23 protein-coding genes and 1 pseudogene are annotated in these 25,808 nt (G+C 39.3%); 10 read left to right on the top strand and 14 right to left on the bottom strand.

All coding sequences use genetic code 11. The annotated features are described in order from the left end of the window. Window positions 1-40: 40 nt before the first annotated feature. Entirely contained in the window at window positions 41-721 is a 681-nt protein-coding gene (locus tag FLJC2902T_RS08015) for a Crp/Fnr family transcriptional regulator (protein ID WP_035677837.1), read from the top strand. Window positions 722-919: 198 nt separating this feature from the next. Here the strand turns inward: FLJC2902T_RS08015 and FLJC2902T_RS08020 are convergent, their stop codons facing one another. From FLJC2902T_RS08020 to FLJC2902T_RS15795, 4 genes are all read right to left on the bottom strand, one after another. Beyond that, entirely contained in the window at window positions 920-1,234 is a 315-nt protein-coding gene (locus FLJC2902T_RS08020) for a rhodanese-like domain-containing protein (protein WP_023579300.1), read from the bottom strand. A gap of 22 nt (window positions 1,235-1,256) precedes the next feature. Further along, window positions 1,257-1,868: a thioredoxin family protein gene (locus FLJC2902T_RS08025; RefSeq protein ID WP_035677840.1), complete on the bottom strand. Its 612-nt coding sequence runs from the start codon at window positions 1,866-1,868 to the stop codon at window positions 1,257-1,259. Between the two features lie 3 nt (window positions 1,869-1,871). Further along, window positions 1,872-2,396: a TlpA family protein disulfide reductase gene (locus FLJC2902T_RS08030; protein ID WP_035678051.1), complete on the bottom strand. Its 525-nt coding sequence runs from the start codon at window positions 2,394-2,396 to the stop codon at window positions 1,872-1,874. 137 nt (window positions 2,397-2,533) lie between these two features. Continuing rightward, entirely contained in the window at window positions 2,534-5,509 is a 2,976-nt protein-coding gene (locus FLJC2902T_RS15795; RefSeq protein WP_023579303.1) for a M4 family metallopeptidase, read from the bottom strand. Between the two features lie 230 nt (window positions 5,510-5,739). Between FLJC2902T_RS15795 and FLJC2902T_RS08040 the strand changes: the two genes are divergently transcribed. The 3 genes from FLJC2902T_RS08040 to FLJC2902T_RS08050 are packed head-to-tail and all read left to right on the top strand — an operon-like array spanning window position 5,740 to window position 7,433. Next, complete coding sequence (locus tag FLJC2902T_RS08040; RefSeq protein WP_023579304.1) at window positions 5,740-6,195, top strand: MarR family winged helix-turn-helix transcriptional regulator; 456 nt, start codon at window positions 5,740-5,742, stop codon at window positions 6,193-6,195. Window positions 6,196-6,197: 2 nt separating this feature from the next. Next, window positions 6,198-6,830, top strand: a complete 633-nt coding sequence (locus FLJC2902T_RS08045; RefSeq protein WP_023579305.1) for an NAD(P)H-dependent oxidoreductase — start codon at window positions 6,198-6,200, stop codon at window positions 6,828-6,830. Window positions 6,831-6,860: 30 nt separating this feature from the next. Continuing rightward, window positions 6,861-7,433 carry a YceI family protein gene (locus FLJC2902T_RS08050; RefSeq protein ID WP_023579306.1) on the top strand — a complete coding sequence of 191 codons (573 nt, stop codon included), beginning with the start codon at window positions 6,861-6,863 and terminating at the stop codon, window positions 7,431-7,433. A gap of 77 nt (window positions 7,434-7,510) precedes the next feature. On the opposite strand, the gene FLJC2902T_RS08055 is transcribed toward FLJC2902T_RS08050, so the two are convergent. The 10 genes from FLJC2902T_RS08055 to FLJC2902T_RS08100 all read right to left on the bottom strand — a co-directional run bounded on the left by FLJC2902T_RS08055 (window position 7,511) and on the right by FLJC2902T_RS08100 (window position 19,005). Beyond that, a complete protein-coding gene (locus tag FLJC2902T_RS08055; RefSeq protein WP_023579307.1) occupies window positions 7,511-8,965 on the bottom strand; it encodes a TSUP family transporter in 1,455 nt (484 codons plus the stop codon). After that, entirely contained in the window at window positions 8,958-9,764 is an 807-nt protein-coding gene (locus FLJC2902T_RS08060) for a DUF2490 domain-containing protein (protein ID WP_035677843.1), read from the bottom strand. Before FLJC2902T_RS08060 ends, FLJC2902T_RS08055 begins: the two co-directional genes overlap by 8 nt. Then, window positions 9,709-11,358 carry an NADPH-dependent assimilatory sulfite reductase hemoprotein subunit gene (locus FLJC2902T_RS08065; protein ID WP_023579308.1) on the bottom strand — a complete coding sequence of 550 codons (1,650 nt, stop codon included), beginning with the start codon at window positions 11,356-11,358 and terminating at the stop codon, window positions 9,709-9,711. The genes FLJC2902T_RS08060 and FLJC2902T_RS08065 overlap by 56 nt, the downstream gene beginning before the upstream one ends. A 271-nt stretch (window positions 11,359-11,629) precedes the next feature. Further along, window positions 11,630-13,288: a diflavin oxidoreductase gene (locus FLJC2902T_RS08070; RefSeq protein ID WP_035677845.1), complete on the bottom strand. Its 1,659-nt coding sequence runs from the start codon at window positions 13,286-13,288 to the stop codon at window positions 11,630-11,632. Beyond that, window positions 13,278-14,093, bottom strand: coding sequence for a uroporphyrinogen-III C-methyltransferase (gene cobA, locus FLJC2902T_RS08075; protein WP_023579310.1), 816 nt, complete (start codon window positions 14,091-14,093; stop codon window positions 13,278-13,280). Before cobA ends, FLJC2902T_RS08070 begins: the two co-directional genes overlap by 11 nt. A 79-nt stretch (window positions 14,094-14,172) precedes the next feature. Next, the gene (gene cysK / locus FLJC2902T_RS08080; protein WP_035678056.1) at window positions 14,173-15,084 is read right to left on the bottom strand and encodes a cysteine synthase A; all 912 of its coding nucleotides are present in this window, start codon (window positions 15,082-15,084) and stop codon (window positions 14,173-14,175) included. Between the two features lie 160 nt (window positions 15,085-15,244). After that, window positions 15,245-16,060: a serine O-acetyltransferase EpsC gene (gene epsC, locus FLJC2902T_RS08085; RefSeq protein ID WP_023579312.1), complete on the bottom strand. Its 816-nt coding sequence runs from the start codon at window positions 16,058-16,060 to the stop codon at window positions 15,245-15,247. Between the two features lies 1 nt (window position 16,061). Next, entirely contained in the window at window positions 16,062-17,294 is a 1,233-nt protein-coding gene (locus tag FLJC2902T_RS08090) for a sulfate adenylyltransferase subunit 1 (protein ID WP_023579313.1), read from the bottom strand. Window positions 17,295-17,359: 65 nt separating this feature from the next. Beyond that, on the bottom strand, window positions 17,360-18,265 hold the full coding sequence (gene cysD / locus FLJC2902T_RS08095; RefSeq protein ID WP_023579314.1) for a sulfate adenylyltransferase subunit CysD: 906 nt from the start codon (window positions 18,263-18,265) through the stop codon (window positions 17,360-17,362). A gap of 44 nt (window positions 18,266-18,309) precedes the next feature. Next, a complete protein-coding gene (locus FLJC2902T_RS08100) occupies window positions 18,310-19,005 on the bottom strand; it encodes a phosphoadenylyl-sulfate reductase (protein WP_023579315.1) in 696 nt (231 codons plus the stop codon). 815 nt (window positions 19,006-19,820) lie between these two features. Between FLJC2902T_RS08100 and FLJC2902T_RS08105 the strand changes: the two genes are divergently transcribed. From FLJC2902T_RS08105 to trpB, 6 genes and pseudogenes are all read left to right on the top strand, one after another. Further along, window positions 19,821-21,221: an anthranilate synthase component I family protein gene (locus FLJC2902T_RS08105; protein ID WP_023579318.1), complete on the top strand. Its 1,401-nt coding sequence runs from the start codon at window positions 19,821-19,823 to the stop codon at window positions 21,219-21,221. A 10-nt stretch (window positions 21,222-21,231) separates the two neighbouring features. Beyond that, window positions 21,232-21,801: an anthranilate synthase component II gene (locus FLJC2902T_RS08110; RefSeq protein WP_023579319.1), complete on the top strand. Its 570-nt coding sequence runs from the start codon at window positions 21,232-21,234 to the stop codon at window positions 21,799-21,801. A gap of 200 nt (window positions 21,802-22,001) precedes the next feature. Continuing rightward, window positions 22,002-22,994, top strand: a complete 993-nt coding sequence (gene trpD, locus FLJC2902T_RS08115; RefSeq protein ID WP_023579320.1) for an anthranilate phosphoribosyltransferase — start codon at window positions 22,002-22,004, stop codon at window positions 22,992-22,994. A 113-nt stretch (window positions 22,995-23,107) separates the two neighbouring features. After that, the gene (gene trpC, locus FLJC2902T_RS08120) at window positions 23,108-23,899 is read left to right on the top strand and encodes an indole-3-glycerol phosphate synthase TrpC (RefSeq protein WP_023579321.1); all 792 of its coding nucleotides are present in this window, start codon (window positions 23,108-23,110) and stop codon (window positions 23,897-23,899) included. A gap of 17 nt (window positions 23,900-23,916) precedes the next feature. Beyond that, window positions 23,917-24,471 (top strand): annotated as a pseudogene (locus tag FLJC2902T_RS16590) (phosphoribosylanthranilate isomerase); the annotation flags it as partial. Window positions 24,472-24,534: 63 nt separating this feature from the next. Beyond that, a complete protein-coding gene (gene trpB / locus FLJC2902T_RS16595) occupies window positions 24,535-25,713 on the top strand; it encodes a tryptophan synthase subunit beta (protein WP_035678060.1) in 1,179 nt (392 codons plus the stop codon). The last annotated feature ends 95 nt before the right edge of the window (window positions 25,714-25,808 follow it).

Raw genomic sequence — 25,808 nt, forward strand, 5'->3', positions numbered from 1 at the left:
TTGTCATCCTTTAGTATCTTTGCAAAAACAATCTGTCAACATGAGTAAATGTGAACAATGTATAGTGAGAGAATTCAGTGCTTTAAAAGCATTGAATAAAGATGAATTACTAAAGCTTGCTGATTGCAAAACTTCCTTTACCGTAAAAAAAGGAGATATTATTTTTGAGGAAGGCGACAGTCTGGACGGAATATTCTGCGTTAAGGACGGTGTTTGCAAGCTTACAAAATTAAGTTCCAACGGTAAGGATCAGATAGTAAAACTGGTAACAAAGGGAGAACTGTTGGGACAACGTTCCTTAATTAGTGAAGAACCTACCAATTTGGGAGCCACAGCACTGGAAGACATGCAGGTATGTTTTGTACCTAAGAGTCAGGTAATGGAGTTTTTCAATGTGAATAACAAATTTTCACTGAGCATGATGAAAAATGTTTGTCACGATTTGAAAGAAGCCGATAACGTATTGGTGAATCTGGCTCAGAAAAGCGTAAAAGAAAGACTTGCCATTACCCTGTTGTACCTACATGACACTTTCGGTGTAAATGCAGATGAATCCTTAAAGATTCAGTTATCACGAGATGAAATCTCCAGCATAATCGGTACTGCTACAGAAAGTTGCATCCGATTACTGTCGGACTTCAATAAGAGCGGTTGGATTGAACTTAGCGGAAAAAAAATCATATTGAAAAACAAGAAAGAGCTTAGAAAGCTGGCTGAATAAAAAGAAGAAGTATATAGTTTAGCGTCTTGTAAAAAATATTTAAACAGAATATTTAAAACACAGATTCCACAAATTTACACAGATTAATCAGTGCAAATTTGTGGAATCTGTGTTTAATCATTTAATAAGAACCTTAATTATCAGATTAAATCCGCCCAAAATTATATGCATCCTATTTGATTTGTATTTAATCGGAAGTTATTCCGGTGAAACAACAGGTCCGTCCCACTCCATTATACCTCCGGTAAGATTGTATGTGTTTTCAAAACCCATTTGCTGCATGATGTTACAAGCCTGACCGCTTCGGGCTCCCGAACGGCAATACACGTAGTATGTTTTTGACTTGTCCAATTCATCTAATTTATAGATAAACCCCTGTCCTTTATAAATATCAATGTTAATTGCTCCCGGAATAATCCCTTCATTCCATTCGCCTTCGGTTCGTACATCAAGAATTACCGCATTTGCATCATCCTGAGCACCTTGCCACCATTGTTCCTGTGAAATATTCATAGTTGTGTTTTTGGCAAAAATACTATGCTTTGATGGAACATCCAATAGCCTTGGTCGTTTTTACTGGAACTTCTTCCCATTTTAAAAGAGCGTCGACAGCATTTTCAACATATTTTGTTTTAACCGCCTTTTCATCGGAATAGTTATCGTCAATAGCTCCGATATATTTGACAACGTTTCCTGCCTTAGTTTTTTCCAAAATATAAACATGAGGTGTTTTAGTAGCGCCGAATTGCGGATAGATTTTCTGTCCTTCATCGAACAAATACGGGAAGGTATAACCTTTCTCTTTGGCTCTTTTCTGCATTAAATCGAAACTGTCATCCGGCTGAATTGCAGGATTGTTAGGATTGATAGCGATTACCGGATACCCTAACTTTTGATATTTCTTATCTAAGGCTATAATTCGGTCTTCATAGGCTTTTGCATACGGACAATGGTTGCAGGTAAAAATAACGATAAAGCCCTTCGCAGTTTTAAAATCGGCTAACGACACTTTTTTAGTGTTTACGTTTTTCAGACTGAAATCGGTAGCAATATCACCAATCTGGTAGCCAGAATCTGTTTTAATCAGTGTAAATGCGCTCATAATACATACAAGCACGATCATTGTTGTGATTTTAAGTGTTTTCATAATTTAGTTATTGATGATGGTTATTAGTTCTTTCTCAAGTTCTTCAAACGTAAAGGAACTCTCGTAAAACTTTCGGGTTTTACTGTTATAAATAATGGTAGCCGGAATCGACCCACTCCAGTTTTTATCGACTTTTTCTATCCAGGCATTGGCATCGGGATCATCCAGATGGATAACTTCTGACTGCAATTTTTTCTTCTTAACAAACGGAATCAGACTGTTTTCCACTTTCTTCGGCATATCCATGCTTACCAGGATAACTTTGACATTTTGATTTTCGTATTTCTTATTAAGCTGCTCAAAATAAGGAAGTTCTTTCACGCAAGGCAAACACCAGGTTGCCCAAAAGTTAATCACATACGTCGTGTCATCATTTTTATGCAGTATGGGTTCGAAGGAATTGAAATCGAAGGAAGCTATTTTTACTCCTTCCCTCTCATAAGTCTTTATTGGTTTCAGTTCCTTATTATTGTCCTGTGCAAACGATAAAAACCCGGTAAGCAGTAACAAAATCACGCTTCTTTTCATGGAATTGCTTTTATTTTGCTTAAAGGTAAATATTCTTACTTTTTTCAACTTATTAATTAACATAAAATTATATCGCATCAGGAAATAAAAAAAGCGGATAAAATTACTTCTATCCGCTTTTTAAACTTATCACTGAATTAGTTAATGATTAACTTTTTCGTTGCTTTTCTGCCTTCAGATTCCACATTTAACAGATAAATACCTTTTTCCAACGAATTGAAATTGATTTCCTGATTAAACATCGCACCGGAGCTATTGAATACTTTATTATAAACATTTCTTCCACGGATATCGAATAAAGTAACATTCACTTTGTCTGTAGTATTCAATTGAATATTTACATTTCCGTTTGACGGATTCGGCCATACGTTGAATGTTTCAAAATTAATTTCGTTGGTTGAAAGCGTTCCCTGAATCACAAAATTATCAATAATCGCCCCTTCCTGATTTGCTGCTTCATCCGACACAAACTTGAATCGGAAAATGATATTAGACGCAGGAGTGGCACCTCCGTTTCCAAACTGAGCTAACGTATGTGAGTAGTTTCTTTTATTACCATTCATACCATTACTCCCCGAAGGAGCTGTTGCGTAATCACCTGTCCATTGTTTACCTATACAATTGAAACAATCGTTACCATCGGGCATTCTGCTGCTGTTATACCAGTTTGGATCGGCAGAAGTTCCTAAAACACTCCAGTTTGATCCACCGTCGATAGAATATTCAAAATATAAGATATCCCAGTTAGCCTCAAGATCAAATCCCAAATCAAAACTAACGGACGGATTAGCCATATTTGCTAAGTTATAACATTGTGAAATCAGATAAGAAGTAGTGTTATCAGGATAATTCCCCGATAATTTGGTAGCATAAACCTGAGATCCCGCTACCGCATTGCTCAATTTAGTTTTAGCTGAAGTTCCTCTTTCCCAAACTGTATTGGTTTTTCCGTATTCATCGATTGACACTAAAGCATCTGTAGCTGCATTGAAAGTATTAACAACGCCAACAGTTCCGTTATCATTTACCGTTAACAAAACCGATTTTGTGTTATTAGTCGCATTACCGTCTCCTGCAAATGTAGTAGTTACGTTTAACAAATGTGTTCCTCGCGTTAATCCGCTTACCGAAATCGGGTAATTAACAGATGAACAGTTTGGCAAAGATCCCGTCCATGTACTTGTTGTAGCTGCCCCACCATTAATATTGTATGAAACTGTAACTGAAGAAATCGGAGCAGATCCGGCATTTTCAAATACAATGGAAGCTGAATAAGGTGTTCCACAAGCAATACTTGAAGATCCGGTAATGGTTTTAAGCACCACGTCGTTTGTTTGCCCCACATAAGCGGCTCCTACATTTACTGCCATCCAGGCGTTTGTTACGGCGATAACTTCCGGGCTGCTTGAACAGTATAATGAATTTGCCACGGAAAGAGTTGCATTACGGGCATCCATAAAAGTAGAATTCGGAGTTAAATAATCCCTTTCCGCATAATAAGCAATCTGGGAAGATTTTGCCATACCGATACCGGTTACATTGTAAGTATCACGCTGAATTACAGGCGCATTATTTGTCCCGGCTTTTCCGGCTGTCAATATATAAAACCAGTGATTGAAAACACCGCTGTTATTGTGTACACCGCAATTGTCATTGTTTGGGCCCGGTGAACAGTTACCATCATCACCGGTAGTAGAATAATATGTTCCTTTATAAGTATCCGGATTTCCTCTTGTAAGTGGGTAACTTATTGAACGTAATGGATTTGTAGCTAATTTTTCTCCGATTTTCCATACCGCTTGTGTCCCCGGCGATGCAGTATCCTGAGGAGCATTTAAGTTTCCGTTTAACGCATATTGTTCAATACATACTCCCCAAATATCCGAAAAACCTTCATTCATGGCGCCAGATTGGTTTTGGTATGCTAAATTCGCAGTATACTGACAGATGGCATGCCCGATTTCATGTCCGATAACATCGACGGAAGTTAATGCATTAAAAGAACTTCCATCACCATACCTCATAACAGATCCTGTCCATTGTGCGTTATCCCAACCTGCCCCGGAAGGACTGTAATGAACATAACTTCTTATCTGTCCGTTGTTATCATCAAAACTGTTTCTGTTAAAAATGTTTTTCCAGAAATCAAAGGTTTTAATGGCTCCCCAATGTGCATCTAAAGCTGCATTATCTTTATTGGCATTGTCATATTCCGCTGCTGTCCAGTTATTATCATCATCCTGAAAATGAGTGGACGGCATGGAACCGGTTCTTTCACAATTATACGTTACGATTCCATTACCTCTGGTCAAATCATTCAAAACATACTTATTTAGTGTTGCGTCGAATGTGGTTTCAATTGACCTGTTCAAATAGTAACGGGTATCAGCACTTCCGGCTACCAACGCCGACTTACGGCCTACAGTTATTTCTTCAAGATTTTTCGAATACGTTTCAATCTGACGCTGTGAAATCAATCCATGTGCGTGCTTAATGATAGGATTTCTGAAAAGGATTGCACCTGAAACCGCATCTACAAAAACCTCTTCACGGGAAATCGGTTCGGTAGCATATACATCGAATTTATAAGCTAATCGCACTACTCCAGTTTTTACAATCGGAAAAAGTACCAGCTCTCCAATCGGCTTGGAATATTCCATTAAATCAGCCTGTGCCGCATCTTCCCACAAGTACTTTCTTGCTCCGGTAGCAGCAATCGCTTTTTGGAATCCCGTTTCAGAAGAAATAACAGGAACGAGAGCTAAACCCGAGGCATTATACAATTCACCATTAACAGAAACTACTTTTCCGTCACGGGAATGTGTAATCAACGTACCAAATTCAACTTTAATACCTTTATAGTATTGTTGGATTCTTTCATGGGACATTCCTGTAACATCAGAAGTGGTTCTGATAGTCTGATAGGAATTCCCTTTGTCCAGTTTATACAATTTACCAAATTGGGCAATTGCATATTCTCTTGAAGAAGGTGCTCCGAGAGTAAGTGTCTTTTGATACGTCGTTTCCTCATCGTATTTGTTTTCTTCCTGGGCAAAAGAAACACCTGAGAACAACGCTGTCAGACAGATTGTAAAAAAGTAATTAATTTTCATTAGTTAAGTCAGTTTTAGTTAAGTCAGTTTTTTTGGTACGCAATATTAATAAAAATTTAACATTATTTTTAATTTCACATATTTTTTATCAAAAAATGCATCCTAATTATATGGAAACCACAAAATTACCTATTTAAATCAATTAAATCAACATTAACAAAAAATTAATATAACATTTGTATATACAATTAAAAACATTACTACATTTGTACCGACAAATTAATTAAGGCATGAAAATAGAAGAAATCATAAAATCGACAAAAGTATTATCAACGGCTAAGAAGACGGTGCTTAATATTTTTTATACGCAGAATATTGTTTCCGATAAATTCTCTGAAGTACTAAAACCTTACGATTTGTCCGGAGAACAATATAATGTACTGCGTATTTTGAGAGGACAAAACGGAAAAGCCACCAATATGTGTGACATCCAGGAACGAATGTTAGCCAAGACAAGTAACACTACCCGTTTGGTTGATAAACTTTTATTAAAAGGTTTGGTAACCCGAGAGGTATGTCCAGATAACCGAAGAAAAATGGAAGTAACCATCACTACAAAAGGAATGGAGTTATTAACCGAACTGGATCCGAAAGTCGAGAATCACGAACAGCTTTTCTCTCAAAACCTAACGCAGGACGAATTAGAACAATTAAACAATTTACTGGAGAAATTCAGAACAATTTAAGTATGAGCAATTTCATAAAACATCAGAACTGGCGCTATGCCACAAAAAAATTCGATGCTACCAAAAAAATCTCCGATCACGATCTGGAAATTTTGAAAGAAGCAATCCGATTAAGTTCATCTTCTTACGGTTTACAGCCTTATAAGGTTATCATCGTTGAAAACCCGGAATTAAGAGCACAATTACAACCGGTTGCCTGGGGTCAAACCCAAATTACAGAGGCTTCCCACCTGTTTGTTTTTGCTAACATTATTAATTTAGGTGATAAAGAAATCAACAAATACATCGCCAACATAGCGGAAACAAGAGGAATCCCTGCTGAAAACATTTCCGGTTACGGCGATTTCATGAAATCCAAAATCACTTCTTTACCGGAAGATGTTAAAAACAACTGGACTTCAAAACAAACCTATTTAGCGCTGGGAAATTTACTTAATGCCGCGGCTGAACTTCAGATAGATGCCACGCCGATGGAAGGCTTCGAAGCGGATAAAGTGAACGAAATCCTCGGACTTAACGCACTAGGTTTAAATGCATCACTAATAGCGACTGTTGGCTACCGTCACGAAGAAGACGCAACACAACACAATGTAAAAGTACGCAAATCAAAACAGGAATTATTTATCAATTTATAAACACTTAAATCAATTAAAACAATTAAAATCATGAAACAATTAAAATCAATTGCTTTAGCATTAGTAGTAGCTTTGGGAACATTAACAGCTACAGCGCAAACAACAAAAAAAGTAGACGTATCAAAAAGTAACATTGCGTGGGTTGGTAAAAAAGTTACCGGATCCCATGAAGGAACTATCGCTCTTAAAGACGGTGCTTTAGTATTCAAAGGAAAAAAATTAGCAGGTGGAAACTTCACCGTGGATATGACTTCCATCAATGTAACTGATATGGAAGCAGGAAAAGGAAAAGAAAAATTAGAAGGGCATTTAAAAGCTGATGATTTCTTCGGTTCAGAAAAATTCGCAACTTCAAAATTAGTGTTCAAAACGATTGCTGCAAAAGGAAAAGACACTTACACTGTAACTGCAGATTTAACAATCAAAGGAATCACAAATCCTATTACTTTTGACATGGTTGTTGCTAAAAATGCCGCTACAACTAAATTAATGATTGACAGAACGAAATACGACATCAAATACGGTTCAAAATCGTTCTTTGAAGGTATCGGAGACAAAGCAATCTATGACGAATTCGAATTGAATGTTACTTTAGCAATCTAATTCAGAAAGCAAAAAACAAAATACAAAGAGGCTGTCCATCATGGGTAGCCTCTTTTGTTTATATTACTGTTTGTCTTCTAAACTATCTTAAACAACATCCGGATACTGAAAACAATCACCAGAAACGCCACCGCAAGTATCGCTGTTTTTTGCGGAAGTTTTCCCGCCAACCGTGCTGCTAAAGGCGCTGCCAATGAACCGCCAAGAATCAATCCCACCACAATGTACCAATGGCTTACCCCTATCGAAGCAAAAAACGTTAACGAAGCGGCAAGGGTAACAAAAAACTCAGCCAGACTCACCGTTCCCACAACATAACTCGACTTTCTTCCTTTGGCTAAAAGTGTCGATGTCACAATCGGCCCCCAGCCTCCTCCTCCAAAGGCATCGAAAAGTCCGCCGGAAAATCCTAAAATTCCGGTATTCTTAATCTTCTGCTTTTCAATTTTCTTTCGAAAGGCAATGATAATCAGTCGAATTCCGATTAACATCGTATAAGAAGCCAATATCGCATACGTGATGGTTTCATATTTATTGCCGAGGTAAATCAGCAACAAAGCGCCACTCACCGCGCCTATTACTCCAGGAATCGCCAACCATAACAATAGTTTCTTGTTGACGTTTCCGAATTTATAATGCGAAAATCCGCTTATACCACTTGAAAACATTTCAGCCGTATGGATACTTCCGCTGATGGCCGGCAATTTGATTCCGAATAACATCATGCTCGTCGCACAGGTAACGCCATAGCCTAACCCTACCGCACCATCCACCAATTGCGCAAAGAATCCAACGGCAATCATCGCAAAAAAAGCAGGCGGAATATCACTCGCAAAAGTATTTAAATCCTGAACCGAAATCACCGTCGATAATCCATAACCAAAAAATAACGCCAGGAAAACCACCGCAATTTCAAAGGTCAGTTTTTTGTATTTCTTCCCTTGTTTCTTTGGTGATTCATCCGTAACCAAAAAGGAAGTAACTTCGTTTAATGACGCTAATTTCGACTGAAAATCGCCTTTGTGCTTTTCTCTAAATTGGTTCAGGTTTTCAATGCTTTCATTAATATCATCCGGAATAGCTTCCTCTAAATGTTCGCGCAGGCGTCGAGCTAAAACCGGCGATTTTCCGTTGGTGGAAATAGCGATTTTCAGGTTACCTTTCTTCACAATCGAACCTAAATAAAAATCACACAAATCAGGCTGATCCGCGGCGTTGACTAATATTTTTCGTTCATTGGCTTTCCGCTTTATTTCTAAACTTACGGTTTTATCGTTGGTGGCTGTTATCACAAAATCGGTTTCATTTAAATCGGTTTCTTCAAACGGACGTTCGTGAAAATCAATATGCGGATGTTTCACCAAAACTGCTTTCAAAGCAGATGAAATCTCACTTGCCACTAATTTTATGCTGATATCCGGATTCTGTTTTAATAGGGTTTCCGTTTTTTCCAAACCCACATTCCCGCCTCCAACGATTAAAAATCGGGCCGTTTCGGTTTTCAGGAACACGGGAAATAAGGTACTACTCATGGTTTTTCTTTTTTAAGGTCAGATTATGGTATATTGAAAATCGGATAATGTCGCGATTGTAATAATCAACTCCCGATTTCTGCTGCTGAAACCAATTCATATAACCTGCTTCGACAGCAATTACAGGGCTTACCACATAATTCAGCGCCAAATAAATACGGTTTTGATCGAAGGTGTTTTTTACGATTTTGTTTCCGACATTAAACATCACCTCATCTTTAACTTTTACAATAATTTTCTCCTGATTATCCTTTTTCAACACCGGAATATCAAATCCCAGCTGGTACCGCAACCGGAAATTTGAAAAGCGATACCCTCCCACCAGTTCATTGTTTTCCACATCATGAAAAAAGCGCGCTTCGGCCTTATACCGATGGCAAACCGTCATGAAAGAATACTTCTGTTTGTTGTTGAAACCGATGTTGGGTCGCAATTCGGGAACCACCAGATCACTTTCGGAATATGGATCATTCGGGCTTTGCAGAAAAAAGGCTCCTCCAAATAGAATATTCCAGTTATCCTCCAGTTTATATTCCAGATCGGCTCTGAAAAGTAACTGATGCTGCTCCGTCGGATTAATAAAATGACGTTCCTGAATTTCACTTTTCAGACTCCACTTCTCGTTGATAGCCAACGAATTGTAATAACCATACCAAATCTGTTCTTGATACGTTACTTTTTTCTGCGCCCAAATATTCCATTGACAGAATAGCAATACGATAAGTACCGCTGCCCTTCTGTTATTAATTTTGTGAAATGATTTTCCTGAACGTAAAATCGCCAAAGGTTTCGTTTTCATTCTTCTCTTTTGTATAGCGTCCCAAAAGTTGGTCGACTTCGGTTAAAATTTCTGCTTCTGTCTGTTTCTCTTTGTATAATTTATTCAGCCTTTCGCCAAATCGGTCGCCGCCCAACATGAAATTGTACTGTCCCGGTCCGGTTCCGATAAAGCCCAATTCGGCTACATAAGGACGACCACAACCGTTGGGACAGCCCGTCATACGAATTGATATTTCATCATTTTGAAGATTATACTTCTCAAGGATCGGTTCGATTTTAGTAACCAGTTCCGGCAAATAGCGTTGGGCTTCCGCCAAAGCAAGCGGACAGGTTGGCAAAGCCACACAGGCCATCGAGTTTTTACGAAGTGCGCTGTCGTGTTTATCAATTTCATGTCTGACCAACAACTCCTCTATTTTAGCCTTGTCATCATCTGCAATCTCCCCTAAAATCAGGTTCTGATTCCCCGAGAAAATGAAGTTGGAAATTTTCAGTTGCGCCACTTCATATAAAAACTGCTTTTGGTAGGGTTTCACCACACCATGTTCTACAAATAAGGTATAAAACCACTTTCCTTCGTGATTTTGTTCCCAGCCAAAACGGTCACTTCTTTCGGTAAACGTGAACGGTTGTTCGGGCAATAAATCAAACCCGATACGGCTTTCCAGCTCTTTTTTGAAACCTTCCACCGTTAATTTATCAACAGTATATTTCATACGCGAAAGCTTTCTGTCGACACGGTTTCCAAAGTCCCTTTGCACTGTCAGGATTTCATATACAGCTTTCAGTGTTTTTTCTTCGGTATCGGTAAATCCGATGATGGAACCCAAACGCGCATAAGTGTTCGGATTCCCGTGTGTGGTTGCCAATCCGCCGCCAACAGCAATATTGAATCCCTTTAATTTGTTGTCTTCGATAATGGCAATCAGTCCGATGTCATTGGTAAAAACATCCACGTCGTTGGAAGGCGGAATCGCAATGGCAATCTTAAATTTCCGCGGCAGATAACGGTCTTCATACAACGGATCGGCTTCGGATGAACGCTCGTAAATTTTCTCTCCATCGATGAAAACCTCATAATACGATTGGGTTTTCGGCAATAATAAGGTGGAAATCTTATCGGCATATTCATAAATCTCCTGATGCAAATTCGATAGCTGCGGATGGGAACTCACGATTACGTTCCGGTTCACGTCGCCACAGGCCGCAATCGAATCCAGTTTAGCCGTGTTAAACGCCTGAATTGTAGGACGCAATTGGTGCTTTAACAACCCATGCAATTGTACCGTTTGGCGTGTTGTGATTTTCAGTGTTCCGGTTCCGAATTCTTCCGAAATATCATGTGTCGCCAACCATTGCTCGGCATTGATAACTCCGCCGGGAATCCTCAGCCGAATCATGAATGAATACAATTTGTCCAGTTTTTTAGCTGCACGTTCGGCTCTTCGGTCACGGTCGTCCTGTACATACATTCCGTGAAACTTTACTAGGGTTTCATCATCCGGACGCACGTTTCCGGTATGGTTATCCAAATCAATACTCTCTTTTAAGGTGCCTCTTAAACCGTCACTTTTGGTTTTTATGGCTTCTATTGGTGATAATTTATCGCTCATTTTATTTTAGTAATTAGTTTTTAGTGATTAGTTGTTAGTTGTTAGTCGTTAATTGTTAGTCGTTAATTGTTAGTCGTTAATTGTTAGTCGTTAATTGTTAGTCGTTAGTTGTTAGTTTTGGCTGTAGATACCTGACAGGTTTTAAAACCTGTCAGGTATCTACAGCCAACGTGTTTTAATACGTTCCGAACCACTTAATACACGGCTTTTTCACACCTGACAGGTTTTAAAAACCTGTCAGGTGTGAACTATTAATAGTCAAGTATCACTATCAATAAACATCTTTCTGGTATTTTCCGGCGGTTTCCAAATCTTCCAAAACCTGTTTGGCTTCGGCGGTACTGATGTTTCTTTCGGAAGCAATTACCTCGATTATGGTATTTTCGACGTCAGTACTCATGGGATTTTTTTGTCCGCAGATGTAAATCGACGCACCGTTTTCCAGCCATTCGTTAAAGGCTTTTGCTTTTTCGCGAATACGGTCCTGAACGTAGATTTTCTTTTCCTGATCTCTTGAAAACGCCGTGTCCAATTTGGTCAAAGCGCCTGTTGCCAACCATTCCTGGATTTCCGTCTGATAATAGAAATCCAATACGAAATGCTGTTCACCAAAGAACAACCAGTTTTTACCTTCGGCTCCTTCTGCATCGCGATGGGCAAGGAAGCTTCGAAACGGAGCAATCCCTGTTCCCGGACCAATCATGATGATATCGGTATCGTCTGACGGCAATTTAAAATTGTTGTTTTTGTGGATATAAAATTCGATTTCAGCATCCTTTGGAAAATCGGCTAAAAACTGCGAACACAAGCCTGTTTTAGAAATTCCGTTAACCGAAAACGTATTCAGGCTGACCGTCACATGCACTTCACCATCATGAGCATTCACTGCCGAAGAAATCGAGTACAAACGCGGTGCAATGGGGTGAAGCAAAGCAATCACTTCTTCTATTTTTACTTTTTTCGGATTGTATTTTTTCAGAATATCGATTAAATCCGCTTTATCTTCTTCAATCGTAATTTCAAATAATGCTGCAAAAGCCTCCAATGATTTTTTAGACAATCCTCTGATATTCTTATCCGAAAGAAGTCCGTATTGCTCTGGCGCTTCAAAATAATCGGCAATGGCCTTGGTTTCTTCATCACTATTTTTCGGATAAAAACCAATCGCATCGCCCGGTTCGTAAATCACTTCTTCATCGGAAATAATCTCTATATGATGGGTTTCCTTGTTTGAACCTCTGTCATTCAGCACAATTTTATGCGAAACGATTCCTTTGTAATGCTTCTTGTGACTTACCGAAGCTGCCGTGCTTTTTTGTGTCGGAACCGAAGCTGACAAAGTACTTTTTGAAAAAACCTGTTGTAACTCATTTTCCCAATTCGTCACCGTTTCTGCATAATCCACATCGGCTTTCACCAAGGACAGTAAACGTTTGGCGCCTTTCTGCTCCAAAACTTCATCCAACAATAAGCCGGCATTACAGAAAAGCGGATAGGAAGTGTCTCCCAATCCCAAGACTGCAAAATTCAGAGTACTTAAATTCGATTCCGAAGCTTTCAGTTTTTCGTAAAAAGCAACGGCATTTTGCGGAAATTCTCCTTCGCCCTGCGTACTTACGATGAAAAGCACCAGGTTTTCTTTCTCTAGTTTCGAAACGTCCAACTGAAAAATATCGGTGGATTTTGCCTGGATTTTGTTCTTCTTAAAGTTCGTTAGCAATTGTGACGCAATTTTCTTCGCATTTCCGGTTTCGGTACCGTAGACAATCAATGGTTTTACTGTTACCGCATTTGGTGTTTCAACAGTTGGAACCGTAAGTTGATTGCTGTCAAGAAAACCGGCCAGATAACCTTTTGTCCAGATGATTTCCTCCTTGGAAGCCTGCTGTACGAGTTGCTGTAATAATGTTAATTTCGTTTCAGATAGCATCTTGATAAGTGTTTTTATGGTTATCGAAATAGGATTCCACCGTGTTTTTCTCTTTTATCCAAGCGAATTGCTCATGTAAATTCACAACCGAGCCCACAATAATCAGCGTCGGAACATATTCAAATTCAGGCAGTGATTTCGTTTGCAGGTCTTCAAAAGAAAATACGGTTGTTTTTTGGTTGGGCGTAGTCGCCTGTTGCACGACTGCAATTCCTTTTGACGTGCTGATCCCGTTTTCCAGAAGGGATTCCGTCAAGGCATCCAAACGCTGTCCGCTCATGTAAAAGACCAACGTGTCACTAGTATTTGCCCAATCTTTCCACTGACTTGGCGCTACGGTTTTCAGATCATACAATGTTAAAAACCGGACGCCTCGGGAATAGTCCCTTGCCGTTAGCGGAATTCCTGTATACGAAGCCGCACCAAAAGCCGCCGAAATACCCGGAATGATTTCATAAGCAATGGCATTGGCTTTCAATACCTGCAACTCGTCCAAAATATTGGAAAACAGCATCGAATCTCCGCCTTTTAATCGAAGTACGAGTTTTCCCTGCAACGCAAATTCCACCATCAATTCGTTTATATCCTGTTGTGGCGTGTGTATTCCTATGGAACATTGCTTGCCTACGTAAATCACTAACGCGTTTTTATTCGCGTATTCTTCAATCAGTTCCGGTGAAACTAAGCGGTCAGTTAAAACCACATCTGCTTTTTGGAGGTATTTGAGTGCTTTCAGGCTGATTAATTCCGGATCTCCCGGACCTGCGCCTGCTAAAATCACTTTTCCTGTTTTTAATATGTTCATCTTTTCTTTAATTTAGGCATGAGATTTCCCTACTCGCTTGAAAAAGCAAGGAAAAACCACATATTTTGTTAGTTGTTTTTTAGAAGAGTCCTTCTATGGAAAGGTAGCGTTCGCCGGTATCGTAATTGAAGGTTAAAACGTTCGCGCCGTCCGGAATGGTTTCCAGTTTTTTGGCTACCGCCGATAGAGAAGCGCCAGTTGAAATGCCGACTAAAATACCTTCCAGTTTGGCAATGTTTCGGGTATTTTCGAAAGCCTCGTCTCTTCCCACCTGAACGATTTCATCAATCAATTCGTTATTGAAAATCGACGGTACAAAACCTGCTCCGATGCCTTGCAACGGGTGTGGTGCGGGTGAACCACCGCTCAATACCGGCGATAATTCGGGTTCTACGGCGATTACCTTTAGTTTTGGGAATTTCGCTTTTAACACTTTTGCCACACCGGTAATGTGTCCGCCTGTCCCAACTCCGGTGATTAAGTAATCCAATCCTTCCGGAAAATCGGCAATGATTTCCTGAGCTGTGGTTCTTTCGTGAACTTCCACATTGGCAGGATTATCAAACTGTTGCGGTGACCAGGCGTTCGGAATTTGGCTAACCAATTCGTTTGCTTTTTCGATGGCGCCTTTCATTCCTTTTTCGCGCGGTGTCAATTCGAATTGGGCGCCGTAAATTTCCATTAGCTTTCTGCGTTCGACACTCATCGATTCCGGCATTACCAGAATTACTTTGTACCCTTTAACAGCGGCTACCAAAGCCAAACCGATTCCGGTGTTTCCGGATGTGGGTTCGATGATTACACTGTCCGGTTTTAGCAAACCTTTACGTTCGGCATCTTCAATCATCGCCAGTGCAATTCGGTCTTTGATACTGTTACCCGGATTGGTTCTTTCGAGTTTAATCCAGATGTTTTTATTCGCTCCGAAGAGTTTATTGATTTTTACTACCGGTGTATTTCCGATGGTTTCTAAAATGTTTGTTGCTTTCATACTTTTAAGTTTTTTATTTGCCACTGAGTCCTTTTTTGCCACAAAGACGCTAAGGCACTAAGCTTTTTCTATTCTCTATTTTCTTGTCTCTTGTCTCTTGCTTCTCCCTTTTCCCTTTTCCCTTTTCCCTTTTCCCCCTTGTCTCTTGCCTCTTACCTCTCTATATCACAAAATTCAAAGGCTCCGGAAATTCCGCTTTACTCTTAATTATGATTTCACTTTTATGATACACCAGTGATTTTGCAGGAATAGATTGCGTAATCCACACATTTCCTCCAATCACGGCATTATCGCCGATTATTGTATTTCCGCCCAAAATGGTAGCGTTTGCGTAAAGCGTTACATTATTTCCGATGGTTGGATGACGTTTTACTGCCGCTTTGTCCTTACTCACCGTTAATGCTCCGAGGGTAACCCCCTGATAGATTTTCACATCGTTCCCAATTACCGAAGTTTCACCAATTACGATTCCGGTGCCATGATCGATGAAAAATCGCTCGCCTATTTTCGCCCCCGGATGAATGTCGATTCCGGTTTTGCTGTGAACGAATTCGGTCATTATCCTCGGAAGTATCGGAACCTTGTTTTTCCAGAGTTCATGTGCTAATCGGTAAACGGTTATCGCAAAAAAACCGGGATAGGCAATCAATACTTCGCTGACCGATTTTGCCGCGGGATCGAAATTGAAAACCGCTTCCAGATCGGCTTCCAATTGTGTGTGAATCGTTTCAAGTTTGCCGAAAAAAAGGTTTGCCATTTCGAATCTGCTTTCATTATCGGTAAGGACGTTATCCAGTAATTCGGTCAGTTCCGACCAAAGCTGTGCTTCTTTTTTCAGGAAGAGGTCATAATCGGTATAGTCTTCTCCTATTGAAAAGAGCCAGTGAAAAATGGCTTCTGTCCATGCTTCGGTTTTTACTTTATCTGGCAGTTTTTTTTCACTCCGATTGTTTTTTATGTAAATGGAATGTTTCATTTCATAAAAACATTAGGGCTCCAACGGTACTGAAATTCGTCTCATCGATTAAAATGGCATTCCCGCTTTTTGAGTTTTCCGTAAAAGAATCAAAAAACAAAGGCTGGTTCGTTCGCAATGAAATTTGTCCGATATCGTTGAGTTTTACTTCATTGGCAGCATTGAATTGCCATTCGTTGATGTCCCATTTCCGGTCGATTGACTGAATTTTTACTCTCACCGTTCTGAAACGATGCTGCAACAAATACGTTTTTCCGATTTGCAAAGGCGTGTTATCCAACCAACAAACCCAAGTTTTCAGTTCATTGGAAGCTCTCGGAAGGTTATCAATTTTGACAATACTGTCCCCGCGGCTGATGTCGATATTATCCTCTAAATGCAAGACTACATTTTCTCCGGCTACCGCTTTTTCGATCGTTTGCTGATGTTTTTCAATCTTTACGATTGTTGTTTCAATTCCGCTTGGAAGGATTTTTACCTTGTCGCCAATTTGATAATTTCCGCTTAAAACTTGTCCGGCATAACCTCGGTAATCGTGGTTTTCTTCATCTTTCGGACGAATAACACACTGCACCTGAAAACGGGAAGCTAGATTTTCTTTGGTTGAAATTTCAATGTGTTCCAACGTATTTAACAATGTCTCTCCTTCAAACCATGGCGTTTTATCCGACTTGTCCACAATGTTATCCCCAACCAGCGCACTTACCGGAATATAAACTACTTCATCATAGTTTAAACTTCCTTTGATAGTTTCAAAATCGTGTTGAATCGTGTTGAAAATTTTCTCGGAATAATTCACCAAATCAATTTTGTTCACGGCGATAATGGCTTTTTTGATTCCCATCAGCGAACCTACACTCGCATGTCTTTTTGTTTGGGTTGTAATCCCTTTTCTGGCATCAACCAAAATAATAATCAAGTCCGAATTCGAAGCTCCGGTAATCATGTTTCGGGTGTATTGTTCGTGTCCCGGCGCATCGGCAATAATGAATTTTCTCTTTTTCGTCGAGAAATATTTGTAGGCTACATCTATTGTTATTCCCTGTTCGCGTTCGGCACGCAATCCGTCGGTGATCAATGATAAATCGATTTCGACACCTTCCTGCTTGGTTTGCTTTTGCAAAACACCCAATTGATCGGTGTGGATACTGTCGGAATCGTATAATAAACGGCCAATCAGTGTGCTTTTTCCGTCGTCTACATTTCCTGCTGTTATAAATTTTAATGTGTTCATTTCTTCTAGTTTTTAAAATCCGTTAATACGGTTCTTGTCTCTTAGTTCCTGGTTCTACTCACTCTTTAAAAATACCCTTGCTTCTTTCTGTCCTCCATTGCGGCTTCCGAAAGCTGGTCGTCCAGTCGGGTTTGTCCTCTTTCACTGATTCGGGTTTGGATGATGTCATCGATAATATCCTGAATTGTAGCTGCATTGGAAGGAACAGCAGCAGTACAGGTCATATCGCCTACGGTTCGGTAGCGTACTTTTTCAGCCACGACCGTATCGGTTGGTAAAGGCTGAATAAACTCTGAAGTCGCAACCAGTTTGTCCTGATGCGCTATACATTCCCTATCGTGGGAAAAGTACAAACTCGGTAATTCGATATTGTACTTTTGGATGTAATTCCACACATCCAATTCGGTCCAATTACTAATCGGAAATACACGAACATTGTGGCCTTTTTCCACCTTTCCGTTAAGGATATCCCATAATTCAGGGCGTTGCAGTTTTGGATCCCACTGGCCGAAATCATCCCGAACCGAAAATATGCGCTCCTTGGCTCTGGCTTTTTCCTCGTCACGGCGCGCTCCGCCTATGCAGGCGTCGAATTCATTTTCCTGAATCACATCCAATAAAGCATAGGTTTGCAACGCATTTCGCGACGGAAAACGGCCTTGGGTTTCTTTGAGATTGTACTTTCTAATGCTGTCTTCCACCGAACCTACAATCAGTTTTTCTCCGATTTTGTTTACCAGATAATCTCTGAAAGCAAGGGCCTCCGGAAAATTGTGACCGGTGTCAATATGTACTAACGGAAACGGAAATTTCCCCGGACGGAAGGCTTTCAAAGCCAAGTGTACCAATACGATAGAATCTTTTCCACCGGAAAACAACAAGGCTGGTTTTTCGAATTGTGCTGCGGTTTCACGAAGAATGTAAATCGCTTCGTCTTCCAATTGGTTTAAATAATTTGTTGAATTACTCATATCTTTTTCTTTATTTTCTATTTTCTATTTTCAGAACAGTGATACTAACTATGCAATCCGCACTCTTTTTTTGAAGCATCTTCCCACCACCATCGTCCTGCCCTGAAATCTTCTCCTTCATTTATGGCTCTCGTACAAGGTGCACATCCGATACTTATGAATCCTTTGTCGTGCAAAACATTGTATGGAATCCCTTTTCGTGTGACATACGTTTTCACTTCTTCAGTTGTCCAGTGCAGTAAAGGATTGTATTTGTAAAGTTTGTTTTGTTCATCCCATTGCACTATTTCGAGTGAATTTCGGTTGGGTGAATGTTCCGCTCTTACACCTGTTATCCAAACACTTGCACCTATCAAAGCTCTTTGTAAAGGTTCTACTTTTCGGATATGACAGCACTTTTTTCGCAATTCCTGACTCTCGTAAAAAGGATTGATTCCTCTTTCATTGATAAAGGTTTCAAGGCTTTCATTGTCAGGATAAAATGTTTTTATTTTCTGATTGTAATACAATTGTGTTTTGTACCAGGTTGCATAGGTTTCCTGAAATAATCGTCCCGTATCCAGCGTAAAAACTTCAATATTGCCTAAATTTTGAGTGAAAATTGCGTCGGTAATCAACTGGTCTTCAATTCCGAAACTGGTAGAAAAGACTATCCTTCCCGATGTGCTTTCAGATAAAAATTTCAGGTTTTCAGCGACATCCTGATTTCGAGTTAATTTGTTTATAATTTCGATATTCATTGGTGAGTTATTTGATAATTGGAAATAAAAAAAGCCCCTTGAGATCAAGAGGCTTACGTTTTTAAATATTATTCTTTACAGCAAATAATACAACAGACGGCCTCTTGCGAAGTTTCGCATACAACACATCATCATCACACAAGCTGTAGATGCTAAAATTGTCGTTATGGTCGTAAGTGTGTTCATTCTATTTTCTATTTTTAAAATATTGTGCAAAAAAAAACTCCCCAATTGCTTGAGGAGTTTTTGCCGAATATTTATGATTTTAAATATTAACGAACAGCAAAGCCCTCCTCATTTTCTGAGCAGCACATACACATCATCATATTTAAAACTTGCTTTTTCATTTTTGTTGGTTCTTTTGAACTCTGCAAACTTATAACATTTTTTAATTAGCTTCCAAACAAAAAATAAAATTTTGAATTATTTTTTATTCAACAAAAATTCAAATAATCGATTTTATGATGCGGAATATTCAACAAATTCAAGGTTTAACGCCAAATTTTGCATCAATTTAAAATTAAAAAAAATGCTAAAAATTAAAAAAACATTTGGCTGATAAAAAAACATTGTTATATTTGTAACTCAATTCAAAGAAATGAACAACATTTTAAACAATACTTGGTGGTGGAAAAACTTACGTCGAAAATCGTGAGCGAATCCTCCTATCTGTATTTTTAAAACCAAAATAGATATAAAGGCTTGTCAATCACGACAAGCCTTTTTTTATTGTCCAAACCGAAGTAATACATCATGGACCGAGCCCAAAGGTCGAACAACATCGAACCCATTAAAAAAGATAAAAACATAGTGAGATGAAAAAATATAAATTACATACCCATCACAAACAAATTCTTGCCGACACCATCACTCCGGTAAGCGTTTATCTGAAAATTCGCGACAAATTTCCGAACAGTCTTTTATTGGAAAGCAGTGATTATCGTGGAAATGACAATAGTTTCTCTTATATCTGCTGCAATCCGATGACAACTATAAAGGTTGAAAATGAGGCAATTATCACTACATTTCCTGATGGAACTTCAACTGAAAAAGCTGTTGAAAATCCAAAGGATGTTATCGAAAGTATTCAGGACTTTTCTGGACAATTTGAATCGGAAAACAAAGATTTTAAATTCATCACTAGCGGATTATTCGGTTACATTGCTTATGATGCTGTTCGTTATTTTGAAAAAGTCAGCGTCGAAAAGAAATCTTCCGATTTACAGATTCCCGATGTTTTTTATGCTGTTTATCAGAACATTATTGCCATTAATCATTTCAAAAACGAAGCGTACATATTTTGTCACAGCATTGACAATCAAAATAATATTCCTGAAATTGAACAATTAATCCAATCGAAAAACTTTGCTTCCTATTCGTTTACGAAAGAAGGGGATTCAGTTTCCAATTTATCTGATGACGATTTCAAAACCAATGTAACTTTAGCTAAAAAACACTGTCATCGTGGTGATGTGTTCCAATTGGTTTTATCCAGAAGATTTACACAAGGCTTCAAAGGCGACGAATTCAATGTTTATCGTGCTTTACGAAGTATAAATCCTTCACCTTATTTGTTCTTTTTCGATTACGGAAATTTTAAAATTATGGGTTCCTCACCGGAAGCGCAACTGGTTATCAAAAACAGAAAAGCCGAAATTCACCCGATTGCGGGAACATTTAAGCGAACCGGAAACGACGAACAAGATGCTGTTTTAGCCAAAAAATTGGCAGAAGATCCGAAAGAAAACAGTGAACATGTGATGCTCGTAGATTTAGCAAGAAACGATTTAAGCCGAAATGGTAACAAGGTTGCAGTTGAAAAATACCGTGAAATACAGTTTTTTTCGCATGTAATTCATTTGGTCTCGAAAGTAAGCGGAGAATTAAATGAAAAAGCAGAGACAATGCAAGTAGTTACTGATACTTTTCCGGCAGGAACTTTATCGGGAGCCCCCAAACATAAAGCAATGCAGCTGATTGAAAGCATCGAAAACACGAATCGAAATTTCTATGGAGGCGCCATTGGATTTATGGATTTTGATGGTAATTTTAACCACGCGATTATGATTCGTACTTTTTTAAGCAAAAATCATCAATTGCATTATCAGGCAGGAGCCGGAATAACAGTCAATTCCAGTGAAGAAAACGAATTACAGGAAGTCTATAATAAATTAGGAGCGTTAAACAAAGCACTAGATTTAGCCGAAACAATTTAAAATCAACACCATGAAAAAGATAGTAGTCATCGACAATTACGATAGTTTCACTTATAATTTAGTGCATTATCTGGAAGATTTGAATTGCGAAGTAACCGTTTTCCGCAACGACGAATTCTATATTGATGAACTTAAAAACTTCGATAAGATCCTGCTTTCGCCCGGACCGGGAATTCCTGACGAGGCCGGATTACTGAAAGAAGTCATCAAAACCTATGCTCCCACTAAAAGTATTCTCGGCGTTTGTCTTGGCCAACAAGCAATTGGAGAAGTTTTTGGCGGAAGCCTGACCAATCTTGAAAAAGTTTATCACGGTGTGGCAACTAAAGTCAGAATCACCGTTCCCGATGAAGTTCTCTTTAAAGATTTAGCCGATGAAATTGAAGTTGGACGCTACCATTCCTGGGTAGTGAATTCCGATGATTTTCCTGAGCTTTTAGAAATTACTTCCGTAGATGAAAATGGCGAAATCATGTCACTCCGACATAAAACCTACGATGTACGCGGTGTGCAATATCATCCGGAAAGCGTTCTTACTCCCGACGGAAAAAAAATTCTTAAAAATTGGGTGAATTATTAAGGGAAAAGGGAGAAGTTAAAAGAGAAAAGAATCTCCCGAACAAAAAGAGTATTTATATAAAATAATCTAACAAAACATAAAATCTGAATAGTATTCATGAGGCTTACCCCTTGTGCCAGACTCCTATTGTCAAAACTTTTCCCTTTTCCCTTTTCCCTTTTCCCTTTTCCCTTTTAACTAAAAACATAAAATCAAAAATCATGAAAACAATATTAAACCGATTAATCCAACACGAAACACTTACCAAAGAAGAAGCCAAATCGGTGTTGAAAAACATTTCCCACGGACAGTACAATCCCAGTCAGATTGCCAGTTTTCTGACCGTATTTATGATGCGAAATATTACCATTGAAGAATTGGCTGGCTTTCGTGAAGCTTTGCTGGAACTTTGTATTCCCATTAACCTGAAAGACTACGAAACCATCGATTTATGCGGAACCGGCGGCGACGGAAAAGACACGTTTAACATATCGACATTGGCTTCATTTGTCACGGCCGGAGCGGGAATACACGTTGCCAAGCACGGAAATTATGGTGTTTCCTCCATTTCCGGATCGAGTAATGTGATGGAAACTCTGGGCGTCAAATTCAGTAACAACAATGACTTTCTTAAAAAATGTGTGGAAGAAGCGGGAATCTGTATTTTACACGCACCGCTCTTCCATCCGGCAATGAAAAACGTAGCACCAATCCGAAAAGAACTGGCGGTAAAAACCTTCTTTAATATGTTGGGACCGATGGTAAATCCGAGTTTTCCGAAACATCAGCTGGTGGGTGTTTTCAGTTTGGAATTGGCACGAATGTATGCTTATCTGTATCAGAATACCGAAACGATTTTCACCATTTTACACGGCCTGGACGGTTATGATGAAATTTCGCTGACGGGAAATACCAAACTGATTTCCAAAAACTTCGAACAGATTATAAAACCGGAAGATTTCAACGTATCGAAACTCAATGAAACCGAAATTCAGGGCGGAATTACTGTCAAAAAATCAGCCGAAATCTTCCTAAACATCTTATCTGGAAAAGGAACTGATGCCCAAAACAACGTCGTTTGCGCCAATGCAGGAATGGCAATTGCAACGGTGAGAAATTGTTCCATAACTGACGGATTTCAACTTGCCAAAGAAAGCTTATTAAGCGAAAAAGCACTTGAAAAATTAAAAAAACTACAACAATTAAGTCAATAATCAACATAAAATAATAATGCACTCAGATTAAGCTGACTTTGCAGATAAACTATCATACTAAATAAAGAATTCTGCGAAAATCCGCGAAATCTGCGTGAAAAAACAATAAAAAAATGACCATCTTAGATAAAATAATTTCAGATAAAAAACGAGAAGTCGAACTCAAAAAGCAGCTGATTCCAATAACACAACTTGAAAACTCGGTACTTTTCGGAATGAGAACCTATTCCCTGAGTAAAAATTTAAGAAACAGCATCACGGGAATCATCGCCGAACACAAGCGTCGCTCCCCTTCAAAATCAGTAATCAGCAATGATTTTTCTGTGGAAGAAATTGCTATATGCTATCAAAATGCAGGCGTTTCCGGAATCTCGGTTCTAACCGACGGAAAGTATTTTGGCGGATCATTAGACGATTTATTGTTAGCAAAAGCGTCTGTAAATGTGCCGCTATTGCGAAAAGAATTCATTATCGACGAATACCAGATTCTCGAAGCCAAAGCCCACGGTGCCGATGTTATTCTGCTGATTACGGATGTTTTAACCCGTAAAGAAATTCAACAACTTTCTGAATTCGCCCATTCACTTGGGTTGGAAGTCTTGCTGGAAGTTCACAACCAAGAAGAGTTAGAAAAAGCAATTATGCCGAGTCTAGACATGATTGGCGTTAACAACCGTAACCTTAAAACCTTTGAGGTAAGTTTGGATTTCAGCAAGGAATTAGCACAGTATATCCCCGATGAATTTGTAAAAGTCTCCGAAAGCGGTATTAGTTCGGTCGATGCTATAAAAGATTTACAATCATTTGGCTATCAAGGGTTTTTAATCGGAGAAAGCTTTATGAAAACCGAAAATCCGGGAAAATCTGCTAAAGAATTTATTAATGCTTTAAGCCGTAAGCTATGAAACTTAAAATATGCGGCATGAAATATCCGGAAAATATACAAGAAACAGCAAAATTACTTCCTGATTATCTGGGTTTTATCTTTTACGAAAAATCACCACGCTTTTTTAACGGAGAATTACCCGAGATACCAAAATCAGTACAGAAAGTCGGAGTTTTTGTCGGTGCCTCCTTGTATGAAATTCGGAATAAAATCAGGAAATACGATTTAGAATTGGTTCAATTACATGGCAATGAAACACCCGAATTTTGTGCTTTACTGAAACATCACAATGTAGAAATCATCAAAGTTTTTTTGGTAGACGAAAATTTTGATTTTGAAGTAATTCGGCCTTACGAAACCGTCTGTGACTACTTTCTTTTTGACACGAAAGGCCAAAATCCGGGCGGAAACGGAACGGCTTTCAATTGGGAAATCCTGAAAAACTATCCTTCACAAAAGCCATTTTTTCTCAGCGGAGGCATTGGTTTAGAAGAAATTAAAATGATAAAACAACTGAATTTGCCCATTTATGCTATAGACGTAAACAGCAAATTCGAAACAGCACCCGGATTAAAAAACATAAAACTACTCAAAACAACAATAGCAGCAATAGTACAGATGAGTCTCAGACCCGTCTTAAAAAAAAATAAAACCATGAAATACAACATAACAGAAAACGGCTTCTACGGCAACTTTGGCGGCGCTTTCATCCCTGAAATGCTCTACCCGAACGTGGAAGAATTACGTCAAAACTATCTCAATTATACCAATGAACCGGGATTTCAGGCGGAATTCCAACAACTATTGAAAGACTATGTAGGACGACCAACACCATTGTATTTTGCAGAGCATCTATCAGCTAAATACAACACTAAAATCTACTTAAAAAGAGAAGATTTGTGTCACACCGGCGCACACAAAATCAACAATACGATCGGACAAATTTTGATGGCCAAACGATTGGGTAAAACCCGCATCATTGCCGAAACCGGTGCGGGTCAGCATGGTGTGGCCACAGCAACCGTTTGCGCTTTGATGGGATTGGAATGCATCGTGTATATGGGCGAAATCGATATCAAAAGACAAGCTCCCAATGTAGCAAGAATGAAAATGCTCGGTGCCGAAGTACGCTCAGCGACTTCCGGTTCCAAAACCCTTAAAGACGCTACCAATGAAGCGATTAGAGATTGGATAAACAACCCGATTGATACTTACTATATTATTGGTTCAGTAGTCGGACCTCACCCTTATCCGGACATGGTGGCAAGGTTTCAGAGTGTGATTTCAGCCGAAATAAAGCAGCAGTTAATGGAAAAGGAAGCCCGTGAAAACCCCGATTACGTGATTGCCTGCGTAGGCGGAGGAAGCAATGCAGCGGGCGCTTTTTATCATTTTTTAAATGAAAAAGTAAAACTGATTGCCGTGGAAGCAGCCGGAAAAGGCATTGATTCCGGAGAAAGTGCCGCGACTTCCGTTTTGGGGAAAATCGGGATAATCCACGGCAGTAAGACCCTTTTAATGCAGTCGGAAGACGGACAAATTACAGAACCTTATTCCATTTCCGCAGGTTTGGATTACCCGGGTATCGGACCGCTTCACGCCCATCTTTTCGAATCCAAAAGAGCTGAATTTATGGCCGTTACAGACGACGAAGCAATGCAAGCCGGTCTGAATCTGTGCAAGACGGAAGGTATTATTCCGGCCATTGAAAGTTCGCACGCTTTAGCCGTTTTAGATCAGAAAAAATTCGATAAAAACGACGTCGTTGTTATTAATTTATCCGGTCGAGGCGACAAAGATCTGAACACTTATATTGATTATTTCGGACTTTAATTGGGCGTTCCCACAAGGGTCGGGCTATCCGCTATATCTTTTTTGTGTCTGAAAAAGCCACAAAAAAGGATGTCACTCCTATCCCTAACGCAGAC

It is taken from the genome of Flavobacterium limnosediminis JC2902 (genome assembly GCF_000498535.1).
GTDB lineage: Bacteria > Bacteroidota > Bacteroidia > Flavobacteriales > Flavobacteriaceae > Flavobacterium > Flavobacterium limnosediminis.